We start from the raw sequence: 19,769 nt of genomic DNA, 5'->3' as shown, positions 1-19,769 counted from the left end.
CAATAAATAAGATAAAAAATAGCAAAAAGATATTAATTCTGTCAGGTTTGATATGTACGATTTAAAAGAAAGGTCAAAATAATTGTATATTTCAGACTCTTATTCCTATCTTTGTTTCAGGCCATGTAAAAACGTAGCCCTAATCCACAGAACGAATTTAAAGAATATTATGAGAAAGAGAAAATTTTTATTAGCAAGTGCGCTGGCAACGCTAGCGCTTACCGGAGCGCAAGCTCAGGTGAAGGATGTGAGTGTTACTGTATCTCCATTTGTTGAGTACAATTGGTGGAATAGTAATATCGCGTTGAAGAACACTCCATTTTGGGGTGCAAGGGTTGGTTTTGGTTTCGGTAGATTCTTCGAGTTGAGAGGAACATTTGAAAAGTCCCTTGATCCAAAGAGCGCTCTTCAAGATAAGTCATGGAACGTATTTAACGAAGAAACCCTCAATAAACTTGAAGGCTCAAAGATCGATATCACTCGTATCGGTGGTGAAGCAAAGATTAATCTTTTTGGTAATGCACTCTTCTCTCCTTATGTCACAGCCGGTACAGGTGTGCAGATATTTGACTACACTCCGTTTAAGTCTGACAACCTTGGTGGTGCTATTTCTGATGCAGATGTCAAGGAGAAGCAGATTTATGTAAGTCTCGGTGCCGGTCTCAAGCTAAGCCTCTCTGATCGTATGGCTTTGTCTCTTGAAGCACGCAACATCCGCTTTAACATGGATGCAGATAATACCTACTTCAATCCTACAGAAACAGACAAAGATGCGAGATGGGGCAATTGGGCAGCATTGGCATCACTTGATTTCTATTTGGGTGGAAACACTACCCCAAGGGACAAGCAAGGTCGTGCATATTATAGCCTCTTCACAGATGGTTTCCGCGGGCCAAAGTTTGTCCTTGAGCCGGGCGTAGCATTTGTGGATTTCAGCGGCAAGATCGATCGTGCTGACCAATGGTTTGTCGGGGGGGCTGCAGGTTTTGATCTCTCTTCACTTGTTGGTATCCGTGGTTTCTACTACCAAGCAACAAAGGAACCTAACACTCTCAACATCGACTTCAACAAGGACATGAAGATGTATGGGGCTAATATCATCACTCGTCTCAATTACCCACGTGGTATTGTTCCTTATCTCAGCCTTGGTGTCGGTTACTTGGACGTTGAGGGCGACAAGGCTTTCAAGAAGAGCAACCTTATGGCCATTGCAGGAGCAGGTATTGAGATCCCGGTATCTCGTTTCATCGCTCTTTATGGTACATACAACGCTATGTTGATGACTAACCGTGCTGAAGTAGAGGACGTGACAAAGGTGTCAAAGCCTTCTGAACTTATCAATAACCACATGTATACTGCCGGCGTTCGTTTCAACCTTGGTGTTCCTGCAAAGGCTCCTATCTATGGCAGGGCAACTGAGGCAACTTCTGAGTACGATAATGATCGTATCAATGAAATGAGAAGTGAGATGGTTGTAGATAGAGTGGAAAGAGAAAGAGTAGAACGAGTGGAAGTTGAGCGCCGTGAGCGAGCTAATGATCGTATGACTCAAAAGGAATTTGAGGAAATGGTAGAGCGTATCCTCCAAAAGGTACGCAAGGAAGAGGATCTCATCACAGCAAGACTTACTCAGGATGAAACAAGTGTCCTCCTTTCTGCCATGACAGCAAAGGGCAAGGAGCAAAAGACTTCTATTGACAACACTCCTGAAATCGCTAAGATCCTCACTGAGATCTCCGCTAAGCTTGATCGTAATCACAGCGAGATGGTGAAGAAGTCTGGTTCAGGTGCGACTACAACTACCACTGTTGTCACCCCCGGAACACAAACCGTGGTGCCTGTACACACTACAGCTGCGCCTGCAGCAACCTCTGCTGAAGCAGTCAAGGTTGATGTTCAGGATGGCTCTTCTTACTTGATGAATCGTTATGCTGTATTCGGTGGTGTCAATGTTGGAGGTGCATTTAATGTGAATCTCGGTGTACGTGGGTTCATGCAGATAGGTAACTCTGCGTTCGACTTCATGCCTGAGCTTTATCTCGGCCTTGGCAGCAAGACCGGATATGGTTTATCAGGCAACGTGATCTACAACATGGACTTCGTCAAGTCTGATAAGTTTACTCCATACGTAGGTTTTGGTCTTGGACTCTTCAACCATGGTAATGGTGTCGATCCAGGTACAAACATCATCGTTGGTGCAAACGTCAAGACTGTTGGCAACGGTGCCCTTTTCGTTGACTATTCAGCAAGAAATCTATTCAAGCACAATCAGTTGGCAGTAGGTTATAGATTCAAATTCTAATCATCAGTATGTATAGAATTATGAAGAAGTTAGCCATTATACTTATCACAATAACGCTATCATCTCTTGGGCTTTTTGCCCAAGAGGTGGAGCGTAACGATGACGATCGCTACTTGCCCATCACACGCGAGCAAGCAGAGATGCTCATCACTAAGATGATCATCGAAGCTCGTGCGCCTCATATCAAGGCGAGAGCCACCGATCGCATGGTGCAGAGCTTCAAGATAGAGACTCTCAAGCGTCGTCTACTTGATCAAGCGCTCCGAGACTCATACATAGATGAATACAAAGTTCGCATGGATCGTATGGAGAAGATGCTCATGACGCTAATCTTGGCACAGTCCAATGGAAAGGTAGATCCTACGGTGATACAAAATATCATCACTCAAGGAAGCACCGGTACTACTCCGGTCCTACGCATTTCGGACAGTGTGCCTGCACGCGTGAGTGATCCGGGCATTTCACAGAATATACAAGAGTTGATCTCTGCACTTGAGTCTGCTACAGACGAGTTGCAAAAGAGCAATGTGGTCCCCGAAGACAATGTATCTGCCGTGAAGGAGGTCGATGCTGCTACAAGCTTTGTAGTCATAGACAGCAAGGTTTTCTTCAATGTCGGTAGCCATACACTCTCTAACATGGCTAAGTCAGACTTGGACAACGTTGCCTTCACTATGACTCAGCATCCTTCAATGAAACTGCAACTCAAGGGCTATGCTTCGCCCGAAGGTAATGTGACAGCCAACAACAGATTGTCTCAGAGGAGAGTCGAAAGTGTTGCTAAATACCTGCAGAGTAAGGGTGTCAACGCAGATCGCCTTGTCCTTGTGCCAGCAGGTATCGATAGCATGAAGGATCAGTTGAAGGAAGCTCGCCGTGTCGAACTCCGCACTGTCCGATAAGAAACGAAAGTATAGAGAGATACTCAGTAAACAATCCCGGCGATGGATAAGTCTTTATGGCTTGTCCATCGCCTTTTTGTTGTAATGACTCTCGACAATTTCCTTGTGAAGCATCAGCTTTCTTTCTTCAAGAGTCTCCTTTTTCGGATCTAATAGTATCGGGATGTCTATTGGGTATCTGACAAAAGATATAGAAGGTAACAAAACAATGTGCCTACCTTGATGAAAGAAGATGCCTACCTTGACTCATCAAGGTAGACATCTTCTTTTTGTGATCTTTTTTGTGGAGATGGAAGCTCTCTCCTCCTGATCTTTACGTATGTGGATAGGGGGCTATAAATGATCGGTAGATGACCTCTTGGATACGAGGGCGGATGTTGAGTTGGAGGAGAAGAGAATTCCAACGTTTGGGAGCTCCCCGGTTGCTGAGGAAGACATAGATCAATTTGTTTTGAGGATCGACCCAAAAACAAGTGCCGGTGAATCCCTGATGCCCATAGGTGGACGCAGGCGCAAGCTCTGTTATGGGACTTTGCTCCCCTTTGGCTCGTTGTCTGTCGAAGCCCAAAGCGTACGGAGAGTGTGGATGTCGAGCTGTCGTGAACTTTTTCACTGTCTCCGGGCGGATGATCTTTGCTCCCCCATATTGTCCTTGGTTGAGTAACATTTGGAGCAGTACTGCAATGCTTTCTGCGTTGCCATAAAGACCGGCATTGCCCGCTATCCCTCCCAGCATTGCTGCTGCTTCATCATCAACATCCCCGCGCAAATCCATATGTCGTAGGAAGTTGTCTTTCTGCCCGACAGCAATTTCCTTCCTTGCAAATCTCGTATAAGGCCTGTACAGCAATCTGTGCAGACCGAGAGGTTGTGCAAGCTGTTCTGCAAAAAGGGTATCCAGCCTTTTCCCTTGTTGAGCTTCAAGTATATCCTGAAGCAATAGGAAGTCAAGGTCGCTGTACCTATACTTCTTTTTTGAATGATTGATTTCTGCCTCCTTGATTGCCGCACGTATGGTGTCCCTCATACTGTAATGTAGGTACATATTCGGAGCAAAGCGTATCGGATATATGGCCGAAGAGTCTTTGGAGACGAGATGTTTCAGATACTTGAAGCCCTTGCGAGCATAGCTGCGACGTCCGATCTGTGTGGGGTAGCCTTTCTTGCGACGATGAGATATCAGGGGTGGGGTGTATGACGATGGATCTATGAGAGACTGATAAAAAAGGATGCCTGCGGGCATCCCCCCTGTGTGGTGAAGAAGATCTGAGACCTTGATCCTGTCTTTATCGCTGTGTTTGAGGTAGGGCAGGTAGTGTGCTATCGGGATATCCGTATTTACAAGCCCTGCATCTGAGGCTATCATCGTCAGAGGTACCGTGGCTATGGCCTTGGTTACTGATGCCAGGTCATACAATGTCTCTGTCGTCACACTGTCCTTGTCTGTCTTGCCTTTGACTCCAAAGGCTTTATTGTAGATGATCTTTCCCTCTTTGGCTACCAAAACCTGACAACCCGTATATGCTCCTTTCTTGAGCCCTTCGAGAGCGATATTGTCTATCTCTTTGAGTCTCGACGAGGACAGACCGACACGTTCCGGTTCAGACTCTCCAAGTCGTGTCTCGGGAGTAGTGTTGTTCATGCCTGATCTGAAAAGAGGGGTGAGGTCTACGGGTAGCTTCCCCTCAAAGGTTTTGCCTCCCCATAAGGCGTCTCCCATAGACCGTTGAGCTCCCGTCGTCAACTCATACCCCACGGCGATGGCTTTACAATGTGGAATGACCTTGTCAAAAGAGAGTAGGGTGTACGGTGATGCCATGCATACCAATACGGTTCGGGTCGCCTTTGCAAGAGCTACCAGCTCACCTTCACCTTTGAGTTTGTCTGATGTCAAGGCGATGATCACTGTCTCATACTTTCTTAGTTGTGAATATACATTGTCCTTTTCAGCCTGAGAGGATGTGGGTGTCAGAGTGAATGTGGCTATCTGTGAATGCTTCTTCATTGTTTTTAGCAAAGTGCCACAGGCTTGTGATCCATATCTGAGAAGCGCTACTTTTCCGCTTTTTGGAGAGGGAAGAGGTATGGTGTTGGACTCATTTTTCAGCAAAGTCATCGCTTTGTCATTGATCTCCTCTATCAATGCCTTGTGAGCTGTGGGAGATAGGTCTTCATAAAGTCTTTCAGCAGTCAATGGTGTTGCAATATGTGCTCCTACCGCCCATTTGATGGCAAGCAGTTCTCGGCAACGTTGGATCATCTCCTCGCGATTGATCTCTCCACTCATCAACGCTACATGAAGGGAGGATAGATCTTTACTTGGATTTACAGATGCCAAGAGTACATGATTCCCTGCCTTGAAGGCCTCTACTGCTACCGAGAGAGACTTATCTGTAAGGGCTCCTTCCATACCAAGTCCGTCGGTGACAACGAGCCCCTTAAATCCCATTTCATGCTTTAGTAGATCCGTTACCACGGCTTTTGAGAGGGAGGTAGGACGTGCTCCGGTTTTGAGGGCAGGCACTTTGAGATGACCTACCATAATCGCCCCAAGCCCCTTGTTTATGTACTGCTTGAACGGAGCTAACTCGATCTCATCGAGAGCTTCTCTCGAGCCTTTGATCGTTGGTAACCCTTTGTGGGAGTCTACGTCCGTATTGCCATGACCGGGAAAATGTTTGGCGCAAGAAAGTACTCCTTCACTCTCCAACCCCATCGAAAAAGCTATCCCGAGAGCCGAAACTTTCTCCGGATCAGAGCCAAAGCTCCGCACACCTATGACGGGATTTTTGGGATTATTGTTGACGTCTATTGTCGGAGCAAAGTTGATATGTATTCCCATACGCTTCATCTCATAAGCAACAGCCTTGCCGTATCGGTAGGTGAGAGAAGTGTCGTCTGCTGCTCCGAGCATGGTGTTTTTGGGGTAGCGCAACGTGTTTGAGAGTCTCATGGAAAGCCCCCATTCGGCATCTGCCGATACGAGCATGGGGATTTTTGCTTTCTTGCGCATGTGGTTGATCATAGATAGTTGTACTTTGGGATCTCCCTTTTGGAAGAGTACCCCTCCATACTTTTTGTTACTTACCATGTCATCCCATTCTTTGAGCGCTTTGGGGTCTGTTGTCGGCCATACCATGGGCATGATAAATTGCGCAAGTATTTCCTTATCACTCATCCCTTTCATTACCGAATCTGCATATTCAAAAGCTCGGGATTGGACATCTGCCAGAAGGTTGGGCATCCTTTGCGCCCATGCAGTTGATATTGAAAGGAGTAGAGAGAAAAGTATATATGTATATCGCATAGTAAATAAGTCCCTTGCAGTTTTGTATTTCGCCAAAGATAGGAAAAACTCTTCGTATTGCTCTTTCTCCCGATTCTTTATAAAGCCTTCTTCAGGCTACTTGTAGAATAGAGAAATCCCCCTTGAAGAGAATGGTTATCTTTTTTCCAAGGGGGATATATTTTTCAGTGCCCGAAAAAGCTCTGTTTATTTTGCTTGCTCTTCTGCCTTTGACTCCTCTTTTGTTTTTGATTTGTCTTTACAGGGTTTCGGTAGGATGAGGTTGAGTAGTACAGCTACCACGGCTGACAGACCGATGCCGGAGAGGGTGAAATTACCGTAGTTGACTACTGCACCACCGATGCCCAACGTGAGGGTGATCGATACGATGACGATGTTACGGGTGTCGGTCATGTTGATCTTATTGTGCATGAGGTTGACAATCCCCGTACTTGCGATCGTTCCAAAAAGGAGAAGCATTATACCCCCCAATACGGCCTCAGGTATACTCTTGAGAAGAGCACTTACCTTGCCGATGAGGGAGAAGACTATGCCCGTCACCGCTGCGATACGTATGACAGCAGGGTCGGTTACTTTAGTTAGCGACATTGCACCTGTAACCTCCGAATAAGTAGTTACGGGAGGTCCTCCCATGATGCTGGCTGCCATACATGCGAGTCCGTCTCCGAGGAGAGTCCGATGTAGACCCGGATCTTTGATAAAGTCTTTGCCTGTCACTGTATTCACGACATAGACGTCTCCTATGTGTTCGATCACCGGAGCGATTGCCACCGGTATCATAAATAGGATTGGTTCCCAAGAGAACGTTTTGGGTATTGCCAGCTTGGGGAGTCCAAACCAAGGAGCATCCGCAACCGCAGACATATCCATCTTGCCCATTACTGCAGCTACAATACAACCTACGGCTATACCACAAAAGATCGGTATCAGTTTCAGCAATCCTTTGGAATATATCGTCACGATAACGGCAGTTGTCAGGGAGATAAGCGCAAGTATCCAGTTGCTCTTTGCCATGTTGACTCCTGCCGAAGAGAGACTCAGACCTATGAGGATGATGACCGGTCCGATAACTACGGGAGGGAAGAGTCTTCTCACAACATTGACCCCTTGAGCTTTCACCAAAGCGCTCATGACAAGGTACACCAGCCCCACACCTAAAATGCCAAAAAGAGCACCTTCGAGACCATAAAGTTCTGTTGCTTTGATAAGCGGCGCAATGAAAGCAAAACTACTCCCCAAAAAGATGGGGACTTTGCCCTTTGTAACCATGTGGAAGATCAGAGTACCAATCCCTGCGGAGAAGAGAGCTGTCGAGGGATCCAATCCCACCAGGAGTGGGACAAGTACAGTAGCCCCAAAAGCTACAAATAAAAACTGTACCCCGACTATGCCTTTGCGGACAGGAGTCAGTTTCACTGTCGTTTCGTGTTGTTCCATTTTATCTGCGATATATTCAGGTATTTATTTTGGTGCTGTAAAAAAGGGTGATGTAGTTACCATTGTAACTGCACCACCCCTTGACTCATATTGATTTTTGTGTCATACGTGACCTCAAGATCTTAGGCGACTTTGACGAGGAAGTAGTTTTTGCGACCGCGCTGTACGATCATGTACTTACCGTTGATCAAGTCTTCCTTAGTGACGTTATAACGCTCATCTTGTATCTTTTCTTTGTTGAGACTCACCCCTCCGCTCTTAATGAGCTTGCGAAGCTCTCCCTTGGAGGGGAAAAATCCGCAGTCTTCCACGAGTAAATCCAAGAGGGAGGTCTCTCCATCAAACTTATCCGTAGAGACTTCAGCCATTGGCACTCCTTCGAAGACGGAAAGGAAGGTCTCCTCATCTATCTCTCTCATGGTAGACTTTGTACCTGCGCCGAAGAGTATTTCCGATGCTTTGACTACTGTCTCGTAGTCTTCACGAGAGTGTACCATGATCGTCACCTCTTCCGCCAGACGCTTCTGTAGTGGGCGTAGGTGTGGAGCAGCGGTCTGCTCTGCCTCAAGAGCAACTATCTCTTCCCGTGTAAGGGTTGTAAATATCTTGATGTACTTTGCAGCATCATCGTCACTGACATTGAGCCAGAATTGGTAGAACTTGTATGGCGATGTATAACGACGATCAAGCCATATATTGCCGCTCTCTGTCTTGCCAAACTTTCCACCGTCAGCTTTTGTGATCAGAGGACAAGTCAAAGCATAGGCTTCCCCTTGGATCTTGCGACGGATCAGTTCAGAGCCGGTGGTGATATTACCCCATTGGTCAGAACCACCCATCTGAAGTCTGACACCCTCATGCTCATAGAGGTAGAGAAAGTCGTACCCTTGGAGGAGTTGGTACGAAAATTCAGTGAATGACAAACCGCTGTTGCCTTCGCCCGATAGACGCTTCTTCACAGAGTCTTTTGCCATCATATAGTTGACAGTAATGTGCTTACCGATATCACGAATGAAGTCAAGGAACGAGAAGTCCTTCATCCAATCGTAATTGTTTACCAGCTTTGCCGCATTGGGCTCCTTACTGTCGAAGTCGAGGAACTTCTTGAGCTGCTCACCGATAGCCCTTTGGTTGTGGCGGAGCGTCTCGATATCAAGGAGATTGCGTTCGGCAGATTTCATAGATGGGTCGCCGATCATACCTGTCGCACCGCCAATGACGGCGATGGGACGGTGTCCGGCACGTTGTAGATGCTTAAGCATCATGACACTTACGAGGTGTCCGATGTGCAGAGAGTCTGCGGTAGGGTCTATACCCACGTAAGCAGAGACCATTTCCTTGGAGAGTATCTCCTCAGTGCCGGGCATCATGTCGCTGATCATCCCTCTCCAACGGAGCTCTTCTACAAAGTTGATTTTCATTGCTATATATTATATGTGTTAGTTCTAAGGTGAAAAATCGTACAAATATACTCAAAAAGAGCTAATAGCCCATGGTCAAGACTTTATGTAAACTATCGACTGTATTAACGTGGTTAGAGCCTTCTGTGATACCGCGGGCTTCTCTTATTTTGAGACGGGAGATGATATCAATTCCAGTACTCTATTGTACGCTCGGTGATAGATTGAGGTATGAGCTTTTGGTTCTCTGAATCTTGAGTGAACCTCTGGCGTCTGATCCAATTTCCTTTCTCATCGTATTCGTACTTGCAGATGTTTTTGTATCTCACTGAGCCGTCAGCCCCGTATTCTGTCTCTTCCGTTCTGTTGCCTTTGTCATCATAGCCCATTTTTATCGTTTTGCCGAAGGAGTCATCAGCTTCATAATATCTCCACTCGATTTCGTTGCCGGCATCATCATACTTAAAGTGTGTCTTGCCCTCATATCCGTTTTCAGAAGTGTAATAGACAGTCTCAATCTTATAGCCTCTTTCGTCATAGATGGATGTTTGTTTGGCAGTCGACCCATCGTAATTATGATAACTTCTCTCGACCTCATTGCCTTTGTCGTCATAGACGAAGATGATCTTTTCACTCACAGAGCCATCCTTGTCATAAGCCATTTCTTTGATCAAGATCCCTTTGTTGTCATAAGTATATACTCTCTTTTCGTCTATAATGTTATCGGAGGTATATATGTGCTTCTCGATGACTTTATTATTCTCATTGTAGATGTAAGTCTCCTTTTCACTCAGAGTCTTGTCGGGTAGGATAGATGCTACCTCAATCATATTACCTCTTTCGTCATAAGTATATATCATCTTATAGATGATGTCTCCTTGGCCGTCGTATGAGATGTATTCAAGGATATTGCCCTGAGCATCGTAGGCATAGGATCCCTTCTCCATAAGATTTTCTATCTCTGCCTTGTCGATCTCTTCGTTCACGAAGTATTCACTCTCCGTGAACGATTTTACATTTCCTTTGAGTTCTCCGGTATGAGCGTTGTCTTGATTGGTCTTTCCGGTGCATCCTCCGGCGAGGATTGTTGTGACAAGGGCATATGATAGGCCCGAAAGGATTCTGGATTTCATTCGGATGATTGGATTTTGAAATTTCGTGAGAATTTATTTTATTTTCTTGCAGCAAATATAGCTGTTTTCTTGCTTTTGAGGCGGAAACCGGCATGAGTGTATGCCCGTCTGAGTCTCGTGAGTCGGTCTGTGCAAAAAAACAAGAAGTAGAACCTTCGAAATCGATGTGCCTACCTTGATGAATCAATGTGTCTAACTTGACATCTCAAGTTAGACAACCTTTTTGTGAGCGTAGAGAATTGTGTGAGGGAGTGCGGTTTTGACCTCGGAGTCTTTGTGCTCTTATCGATGCTCTCGGATGGTGAGTATTGGAGTCAATCCCCTCTAAAGTGCTATAAACTAAATCCAAAGTGTCGATAAAGAGGTCCGGGACAAGCAGAAAAGTGTAAAAATAATCGGGGAAAAATAGAAGAATTTTTTGGTTGATATTAAATTCTTGAAGATTAGTGCTTATATATCATTTTAATGACTAACTTTGACGCGAAATTGAATACAAGTACTATTGTTGGACAAAAACAACCATCTAATATATACACTAATTTTTTCGACCAATGAATCAAGAACCAATGATCGAGAGTCGTGAGGAAATCGTAATACGATTTTCGGGTGACTCAGGTGATGGGATGCAGCTTACAGGAAGCCTCTTTTCTGACGTGTCTGCTATCTTAGGTAACGAGATTTCAACATTTCCGGACTATCCTGCAGAAATCAGAGCCCCGCAGGGTACACTCTCCGGTGTGTCGGGCTTCCAAGTGCGTATAGGTACATCGGGTATCCTAACTCCCGGTGATTACGCTGACGTACTTGTGGCTATGAACCCGGCAGCACTCAAAGTGAATGCCTTACAGATCAAGAAAAACGCTATCGTACTCATCGATGAGGATTCGTTTGCTGCAAATGATCTGCAGAAGGCTTTGTTTACATCCGGAGATCCATTTTTGGAACTTGGCCTCAATGGCGTAGAGGTGCTCTCTGTCCCTGTCACAACGATGATCAAAGATTCGCTCAAGGATTCGGGTCTCGATATGAAGGGTATCGTGAGATGTAAAAATATGTTTGCCCTCGGTCTCATTTGCTGGCTCTTCAGCAAGGATATAACTCCGGCAGAGGATATGTTGTCCAAGAAGTTCGGCAAGAAGCAGGATGTCCTCCGTGCAAACATCAAGGCCCTCGTGGATGGATACAATTATGGTGCGAATACCCATCTTTCTGCCAAGACTTATCGCATCGAAGCCAATGAAAAGAAGGCCCTCCCCGGACACTATGTAGATATAAATGGTAACAAGGCTACTGCTCTCGGACTTGTCGCAGCATCGGAAAAGTCCGGTCGTGACCTCTTCCTCGGTAGTTATCCTATCACTCCTGCTACTGACATCTTGCACGAACTATCGAAGTTCAAAGCAATGGGAGTCAAGACAGTTCAAGCTGAAGACGAGATCGCAGGTATCTGTACCGCTATCGGAGCTTCTTATGCCGGTGACCTTGCTGTGACTACAACTTCCGGTCCCGGTCTTGCGCTCAAGAGCGAAGCCCTCGGTCTTGCAATGATGACTGAGCTCCCTCTTGTCATCGTGGACGTCATGCGTGGTGGTCCATCTACAGGTCTTCCTACAAAGAGTGAACAGTCTGATCTCCTACAAGCATTATATGGTCGTAATGGTGAGTCGCCTATCCCTGTCGTTGCTTCTCTCAGTCCTGCAGACTGTTTTGATACAGCATTTATGGCGGCTAAGATAGCCCTTGAGCACATGACTCCTGTCATCATGCTTTCGGATGCTTACGTGGCAAATGGTGCTACTGCTTGGAGAGTACCTGAAATCGCATCTTATCCTGAGATCAAGCCTCCATATGCAGATCAATATAAGGGTGAAGCGCCTTGGAAACCATATTTCCGTAACGAAGAAACAAAGGTGCGTTATTGGGGTATCCCAGGCATGAAGGGATTTGAGCACAGAGTCGGTGGTCTTGAAAAAGATAACGTGACAAGTGTGATCTCTACTGATCCTGACAATCACCAACTCATGGTCAACCTCCGCGAAGAGAAGGTACGCCGTATCGCTTATGACATCCCTCAGCTCGAGGTCTTTGGAGATGAAGATGCAGACAATATCATCGTAGGATGGGGTAGCACTTATGGCCACCTTCATTCGGCTATGACCCAGTTGCGCAAAGCCGGTCGCAAGGTTGCGTTTGCTCAGTTTAAGTTTATCAAGCCTCTGCCTCTCAATACAAATGAGGTGTTGTCACGCTTCAAGAATGTCATTGTCTGTGAACAGAGCATGGGTCAGTTTGCCAAGTATCTTGGTGGCGAGCTTCCACACCTCAATATCATCAGATTTAACCGCGTGAAGGGACAGCCATTCAAGGTGACACGCCTTGTTGAAGAGATTAGTAAGATTATGGATAATAATGCATAATTTGGACATCGACAATGGAAAGAAAAATAGATAAAGCTACTCTTGAAGGAGTAAAGTACGAGGCAAAGAACTTTAAGAATGATTCGCTCGTAAAGTGGTGTCCCGGTTGTGGTGACCACGCTGTCTTGGCATCTTTGCATAAGGCTATGGCTGAGATCGGTGTCGCTCCTGAAGATACTGTTGTAGTCTCAGGTATCGGATGTTCGTCACGTCTTCCATATTACATGAATACCTATGGCTTCCACTCTATCCATGGACGTGGGGCTGCCATAGCTACCGGTGTAAAGACTGCTAACCCTGATCTTGGTGTATGGCTCATCACAGGTGACGGTGACTGTCTTGCTATCGGTGGTAACCACTTCATCCATGCATTGAGACGTAATATCGATCTCAATATCGTGTTGATGAACAACAAGATTTATGGTCTTACCAAGGGACAGTACTCTCCTACATCTCCTCGTGGATTTGTGACAAAGAGTTCACCTTTCGGTACTGTCGAAGATCCATTCATCCCGGCTGAACTTGTTTTCGGTGCTCGTGGTAAGTTCTTCGCTCGTTCACTTGATGTGGATATGAAGATGACTCAAGAGTGTATGATCTCTGCCGCGAAGCACCAAGGTGCCGCGGTGCTTGAGGTCCTTGTTAACTGTGTCATCTTTAACAACGGTATCCACAGAGAGTACTCTGACCGCGAGATCCGTGAAGAACGTACGATCTATCTCCGCCATGGCGAAAAGATGATCTATGGTAAGAATAAGGATAAGGGTATTGTCCTCGAAGGTCTTCAGCTCAAGGCTGTGACTATCGGCCAGGATGGATACACTATGGATGATATCTTGGTGCATGATGCACACGAACCATCGCCTGTCCTACACACCATGCTTGCGATGATGCAAGATGATATGCCTCTTGCTATGGGTGTCATTCGTGATGTTGCAGCTCCATCATACGAAGTGGCGGTTGCTCAACAGATTGCAGAAGTACAGGCAAAGAGCGGTAAAGAAACGCTTCAACAGCATCTCAATCGCATCGCAACTTGGGAAGTAAAGTAAGCGAGTAATTACGTAAGGAAAAAATATTGCAAAGCGCAACGATTCCGTTGGACCGGATTGTCGTTGCGCTTTACTTTTTGCGAAATGATGAAGTGATAGAGCGCGTTCGTGAGAGACTGAAATCACTTATGATAAATGTGATATTTGTCAAAACTTCTCGATCTTGTTCGTCTTTGTCTTGAGCAAGGGATAAATGGCAAGTCTCTAACCCTAAAAATCGATATGGCTACCTTGATGAGTCAAGGTAGCCATATTAATACTTCAAGTTAGACGACCTTTTTCAGCGTTCTCAACAGTGCATATAATGAGGCTGTTCCTCAACTAAACGTTGTATCTCTCTTGCTGATCTTTGATTGTTTAGGGAGGATTTATAAGCCATTTTGATGTCATTTCGTGTGGTGAAACATCCTGTTGTAAACAAGTGCGATATATCTTGAGAAACGAATGGATAGATCGAGGATTTAATGTAGAAATAATTCTATATTGCGCTTGCTTTATGATGAAAAAAACTTAACTTTGTTTCTACTGATATTACAAACGAGTAGTGTTTGCTCCGGCTTTTTTTCTATATTTAGAAGAAATTTGTAACTAAATAATCATTAAATAGATTTTATCGTTTTACTATGACAACTATCGATCTAAGCAAGTATGGTATCACAGGGGTGAAGGAGATCATCTACAATCCTTCGTATGATACTCTTTATAATGAAGAAACCAGACCAGACCTTCAGGGTTTTGAAAGAGGACAATTGACTGAATTGGGCGCAGTGAACGTCATGACCGGCGACTATACAGGGCGTTCACCCAAGGACAAGTTCTTCGTCATGGACGATACTACGAGAGATACCATCTGGTGGACTTCTCCTGAGTATACCAATGATAACAAGCCGGTGACGGAAGAGGCTTGGAAGGAAATCAAGAAGATTGCGACCAAGGAACTTTCTGATAAAAAGCTTTTTGTCGTCGATGCTTTCTGCGGAGCGAACCCAAACTCTCGTCTCAAACTCAGGTTTATCATGGAGGTGGCATGGCAGGCTCACTTTGTGACCAACATGTTTATCCGTCCTACCGAGGAAGAGTTGAAGAATTTCGGTGAACCGGACTTTGTCATCATGAATGCTTCTAAGGCGAAGGTCACAAACTATAAAGAACTTGGTCTCAATAGTGAGACTGCAGTCGTCTTCAACCTTACCGAAAAGGTGCAGGTCATCATCAACACTTGGTATGGAGGTGAGATGAAGAAGGGTATGTTCTCTTACATGAACTATCTCCTCCCTCTCAATGGCATGGCGGCTATGCACTGCTCTGCAAACACAAGCATGGATGGCAGGGAGACTGCGATATTCTTCGGCCTTTCAGGTACCGGAAAGACAACTCTCTCTACCGATCCTAAGCGTCAGCTCATCGGTGATGACGAGCATGGCTGGGATGATGATGGTGTCTTCAACTTCGAGGGTGGTTGCTACGCTAAGGTGATCAATCTAAGCAAGGAAAATGAGCCGGACATCTACAATGCTATCCGTCGTGATGCCCTTCTCGAAAATGTGACTGTTGATAAGGATGGTAAGATCGATTTCACTGATAAGTCTGTGACTGAGAATACTCGTGTGTCTTATCCTATCTATCACATCGACAATATTGTTAAACCTGTATCCAAGTCAGGTCACGCACAGAAGGTGATCTTCCTTTCTGCCGATGCGTTTGGTGTGCTTCCTCCGGTATCTATTCTTACTCCTGAGCAGACCAAGTACTACTTCCTTTCAGGATTTACTGCAAAACTTGCGGGTACAGAGCGTGGTATCACAGAGCCCACTCCTACATTCTCGGCTTGTTTCGGTGCAGCGTTCCTATCACTTCATCCGACAAAATATGCTGAAGAACTCGTGAAGAAGATGGAGGCAAACGGATCTACTGCTTATCTTGTCAATACAGGTTGGAATGGCACAGGCAAGCGTATTTCTATCAAGGATACTCGTGGTATTATCGATGCTATCCTTGATGGCTCTATCGACAAGGCAGAGACAAAGTCAATACCATACTTCGACTTCAAGGTGCCAACAGCTCTTCCTGGAGTTGATCCGGCTATCCTTGATCCTCGTGACACTTATACAGATGCTTCTCAATGGGAAGAAAAGGCTAAGGATCTTGCTCAGAGATTTATCAAGAACTTTGATAAGTTTACAGGTAATGACGCCGGTAAGGCTCTCGTTGCTGCAGGACCTAAACTCTGATAGAGTTATTCCAAAAATAAAAAAGGCATCGGTGATAACCACCGATGCCTTTTTTGTGTATGAATTACGAGGGGACTTACCAATGTCAATGAACTTTCACTATCGTAGCAAGATCGAACCCGTTTACAAGATCCTTGGCCGGTATAGGACGCTTCGAGGGTAACTGTATTGTTTTTAGTAAAATGTCACCTTCTTTTGTCCCGATGAGTATTCCTTCTTTAGAGGCTTGTATTTTACCTGCGGGCAGGCATTGGGTTGCGTTGATCAGTTCGGCATCAAAGACTTTGACCTCTACGAATGCACCGTCGGACATTTCCCATCTTGCTATGGCTGTGGGGTAGGGAGACATTGCACGGATCCGCCTGTCGATCTCTATGGCTATAGAGGAGGAGAACGAAAGTAGTCTATCTTCCTTGAATATTTTGGGCGCCGTTGGTAGCTGAGCAATGTTTTCGCACATCTCCATTTGAGGTGTAGAGTGAACCTCCTTGTTTGTGGCAATGAGATCAACTGTCTTTACGACGAGTTCGGCTCCGATTTCCATAAGTTTGTCATGGAGTGTTCCTGCAGTCTCATTCGGAGCCAATGGTACTTCTTGACGCATGAGTACCCTTCCGGTATCGATCTCTTTGTCCAGGAAAAATGTAGTTGCGCCGGTGACCGATTCTCCATTCAGTATGGCGTGTTGTATGGGGGCTGCGCCTCTGTACTTCGGAAGTAGTGAGGCATGAAGGTTGAATGTCCCACGTGGAGGCATGGCCCAAATTTCTTCGGGAAGCATACGGAAAGCTACAACGATGAACAGGTCTGCTTGCAGAGAACGAAGTTCGGATAGAAATACCTCATCCTTGAGTCTTTCGGGTTGGAGTACGCGGATGCCCTGTTCCACTGCATACATCTTCACTGATGATGGCTGTAGCTTGTGTCCTCTACCTGCAGGCTTGTCCGGCATTGTGACGGTTGCGACGATGTTGTGCTCCGTTTCTACGAGTCTGCGGAGAATATGTGTGGCAAAGTCAGGGGTCCCAAGAAAAACAATCTTGAGGTCCTTTGCAGAAGATATATTCATGTTGGTATGTATTTAGTCTCCGTTGAAGTTATTGATAAGGACGTTTCTGTAGGTGTTGAATATTCTTGACTTGGAGACAAAACCAAGGTATTTGCCATCGGTATCTATAACCGGAAGATTCCATGCATTGACATCATCAAAGATATCCATGACTTCTTCCATGTTCATGTCCGAGACAATCTTGGCGGGGGGGGATGTCATGAACTTCGAAACCTTGAATCTATCATACAACTCAGATCTGAACATGATGTTTCGTATGTTGTCCAACATAACGACTCCCATTATTTCGTTGTTATCGTTGATCACAGGGAAGATGTTGCGCTGACTTTCGCTGAAGACACGTACCATATCTCCGAGTGTCATATCGGGATGTAGGCGGCTGAAGTTTTCTTCGATGACGTTGTCCACCTGCATAAGGGTGAGGACGGCCTTGTCCTTGTGGTGTGTGAGAAGTTTACCTTTTTCAGCAAGACGCAACGAATATATACTGTGGGGTAGAAAGACTTTGATGGTAGCGTACGAACTGATCGAAACGAGTAGGAGCGGTAAGAAGAGCGAATAGCTACCCGTAAGTTCAGCGATCAAGAACGTCCCTGTGAGCGGAGCGTGCATGACCCCTGCCATTACTCCTGCCATGCCCATGAGGGCAAAGTTCTTTGTTGAGAGGTGGGGGAAGATAAAGCTCAGTGCATCCACTCCATTGAGCAAGCCTATAAGATGGGCAAAAAGAAACCCTACCAAAGCTCCCACGAAGAGCGAAGGTGCGAAGACTCCACCGCTTCCGCCTCCGGAGTTCGTTGCCACGGTTGCAAAGACCTTGAAAAGCAAGCTGAGCAAGACAAACAGCGGGAGTACCCATAGACCGTCGCCCAAGAGAGCAAAGAACGATCCCGTCATGACGTCCTGTGGATCTCCATCTATCAGACTGCTGATTGTCTGGTATCCCTCCCCATACAGCGACGGCAATATGAAGATGAGGATACTGAGCATAAATGCAGATATAAGATAGCGACGTCGATAGATGGAGATGGATTTCATCTTCTTTTCAAGTGAAAAGGATATCTTGGTGAAGTATAGAGATGCCAGCCCGCAGCAGATACCGAGCAGTAGTACAAGAGGTATGCTATCCAATTCAAAAGTCTCCGACATACTGAATGAGAACATCGCATCTGTGCCAAACAGGACGTATGCCATCGTCGCTCCCGTCACCGATGAGATCAGCAAAGGCAGTACAGAGGTCAATGTCAGGTCGAGCATCAGTACCTCGATGACGAAGATAAGTCCTGTAATAGGAGCTTTGAAGATTCCTGAGACTGCTCCTGCCGCTCCACAGCCGACAAGCAACATGAGATTCCTTTGATCAAGACGGAAGAGACGCCCTATATTGCTCCCGATAGCAGAGCCCGTGAGGACGATCGGAGCTTCGGCTCCTACCGATCCCCCCATACCTATTGTGACTGAAGAGGCTACAAGAGAGGTCCACATATTGTGTGGCTTGATACGGCTCTTTCGTTGGGAGAGGGCATAAAGTATCTTGGTTACCCCGTGGCTTATATCATCTTTGACGATGTACTTGACAAAAAGTCCTGCAAGCAGTACCCCTATGACCGGAAAGATCAAAAAGCCAAGATCCAAACCATCGAAAACCAGCCGGGACGTCACAAAATTCTGTATGAGATGGATTGCTCCCTTGAGCAGAGCAGCCACAAGAGCACAAGCTATCCCGACGACGAGACTGAGGATACTTATAAAGACAGGCTCTTTGATGTTTTCCTCTCTCCATTTCAAAAATGTAAAGAACTTATCTTCTAAAACTTTTTTCATGCTTTTCAGTATTGACGGGAGGCATTAACGGATGAGGACAAACGACCCATCGATATTCAACTTCATGATCTTTGACGCACTGTGAGGGCGGTTATCGTCCCGGCGATACCTAACTATATAGTCTACTGCCTCGATGATGGCGGGTGAGATCTCTGTAAAAAATCTTGGCGCAGTTTCTCCCGAAATATTGGCTGATGTCGAGACAATCGGCTTTTTGAAGCGTTGGCACAGAACCTTGCAAAAGGGCTCATTGCAGATGCGGATGCCTGCACTGCCGTCTTCGGCCAATAGATTAGGGGCCAAGCCTCTCACATTGGGATAGATGATTGTGAGAGGTTCGGTCGCAAGCTCCGTGAGATCGTAGGCCAGTTCCGGAACCTCATCCATCAGCCCCTGCAATTTTGCATTGCTGTCTATTATGCTTATGAGTGCTTTTGCATCTTCACGTTGCTTGATGGCGTAGATCTTTTTTACTGCCTCTGTGTTGGTTGCATCACAGCCTATACCCCATATCGTGTCGGTCGGATAGAGGATGATCTCTCCACGTTGGAGAGCTTCGAGTGCTGCCTGTATATCTTCTTTGGTATAAACAAACTGCTCTTCTTTCATGACATTTTCCGAATCAATATTTTGAACAGACTAAGGTACAACAAATTGTTATAAAATACGCAATCTGTCTTTCTCTAACTTTGGAA

The 19,769-nt window shown here is 45.8% G+C and carries 12 protein-coding genes; 5 read left to right on the top strand and 7 right to left on the bottom strand.

The features are described 5' to 3' along the window. Positions 1–169: 169 nt before the first annotated feature. Positions 170–2,302: an outer membrane beta-barrel protein gene (locus tag Q4A14_RS01350; protein ID WP_303169371.1), complete on the top strand. Its 2,133-nt coding sequence runs from the start codon at positions 170–172 to the stop codon at positions 2,300–2,302. Between the two features lie 20 nt (positions 2,303–2,322). Further along, entirely contained in the window at positions 2,323–3,204 is an 882-nt protein-coding gene (locus tag Q4A14_RS01345; protein WP_303169369.1) for an OmpA family protein, read from the top strand. A 313-nt stretch (positions 3,205–3,517) separates the two neighbouring features. Here the strand turns inward: Q4A14_RS01345 and Q4A14_RS01340 are convergent, their stop codons facing one another. From Q4A14_RS01340 to Q4A14_RS01325, 4 genes are all read right to left on the bottom strand, one after another. Next, positions 3,518–6,511, bottom strand: a complete 2,994-nt coding sequence (locus Q4A14_RS01340) for a glycoside hydrolase family 3 N-terminal domain-containing protein (RefSeq protein ID WP_303169367.1) — start codon at positions 6,509–6,511, stop codon at positions 3,518–3,520. A 186-nt stretch (positions 6,512–6,697) separates the two neighbouring features. Further along, positions 6,698–7,948, bottom strand: coding sequence for a uracil-xanthine permease family protein (locus Q4A14_RS01335; protein WP_303169366.1), 1,251 nt, complete (start codon positions 7,946–7,948; stop codon positions 6,698–6,700). Positions 7,949–8,070: 122 nt separating this feature from the next. After that, a complete protein-coding gene (gene tyrS, locus Q4A14_RS01330) occupies positions 8,071–9,363 on the bottom strand; it encodes a tyrosine--tRNA ligase (RefSeq protein WP_303169419.1) in 1,293 nt (430 codons plus the stop codon). A gap of 173 nt (positions 9,364–9,536) precedes the next feature. Beyond that, positions 9,537–10,481, bottom strand: a complete 945-nt coding sequence (locus Q4A14_RS01325) for a hypothetical protein (RefSeq protein WP_303169365.1) — start codon at positions 10,479–10,481, stop codon at positions 9,537–9,539. A gap of 551 nt (positions 10,482–11,032) precedes the next feature. On the opposite strand from Q4A14_RS01325, the gene Q4A14_RS01320 reads away from it, so the two are divergent. From Q4A14_RS01320 to pckA, 3 genes are all read left to right on the top strand, one after another. Further along, positions 11,033–12,898, top strand: coding sequence for a 2-oxoacid:acceptor oxidoreductase subunit alpha (locus Q4A14_RS01320; protein WP_303169364.1), 1,866 nt, complete (start codon positions 11,033–11,035; stop codon positions 12,896–12,898). A 14-nt stretch (positions 12,899–12,912) separates the two neighbouring features. Continuing rightward, positions 12,913–13,950, top strand: a complete 1,038-nt coding sequence (locus Q4A14_RS01315; RefSeq protein WP_303169362.1) for a 2-oxoacid:ferredoxin oxidoreductase subunit beta — start codon at positions 12,913–12,915, stop codon at positions 13,948–13,950. 623 nt (positions 13,951–14,573) lie between these two features. Then, positions 14,574–16,181, top strand: a complete 1,608-nt coding sequence (pckA, locus tag Q4A14_RS01310; RefSeq protein ID WP_303169361.1) for a phosphoenolpyruvate carboxykinase (ATP) — start codon at positions 14,574–14,576, stop codon at positions 16,179–16,181. An 85-nt stretch (positions 16,182–16,266) separates the two neighbouring features. Here the strand turns inward: pckA and fmt are convergent, their stop codons facing one another. The 3 genes from fmt to Q4A14_RS01295 are packed head-to-tail and all read right to left on the bottom strand — an operon-like array spanning position 16,267 to position 19,683. Then, positions 16,267–17,250 carry a methionyl-tRNA formyltransferase gene (gene fmt, locus Q4A14_RS01305; protein ID WP_303169360.1) on the bottom strand — a complete coding sequence of 328 codons (984 nt, stop codon included), beginning with the start codon at positions 17,248–17,250 and terminating at the stop codon, positions 16,267–16,269. A 12-nt stretch (positions 17,251–17,262) separates the two neighbouring features. Continuing rightward, positions 17,263–19,074, bottom strand: a complete 1,812-nt coding sequence (locus Q4A14_RS01300; protein ID WP_303169359.1) for a chloride channel protein — start codon at positions 19,072–19,074, stop codon at positions 17,263–17,265. 24 nt (positions 19,075–19,098) lie between these two features. After that, positions 19,099–19,683, bottom strand: coding sequence for an L-threonylcarbamoyladenylate synthase (locus tag Q4A14_RS01295; RefSeq protein ID WP_303169358.1), 585 nt, complete (start codon positions 19,681–19,683; stop codon positions 19,099–19,101). Between the last annotated feature and the right edge of the window lie 86 nt (positions 19,684–19,769).

Source organism: Porphyromonas sp. (assembly GCF_030529325.1).
In the GTDB taxonomy this organism is placed as follows: domain Bacteria; phylum Bacteroidota; class Bacteroidia; order Bacteroidales; family Porphyromonadaceae; genus Porphyromonas_A.
Note: the sequence above shows the minus strand (reverse complement) of the source record. Positions and strands in the feature narration are given on the sequence as shown.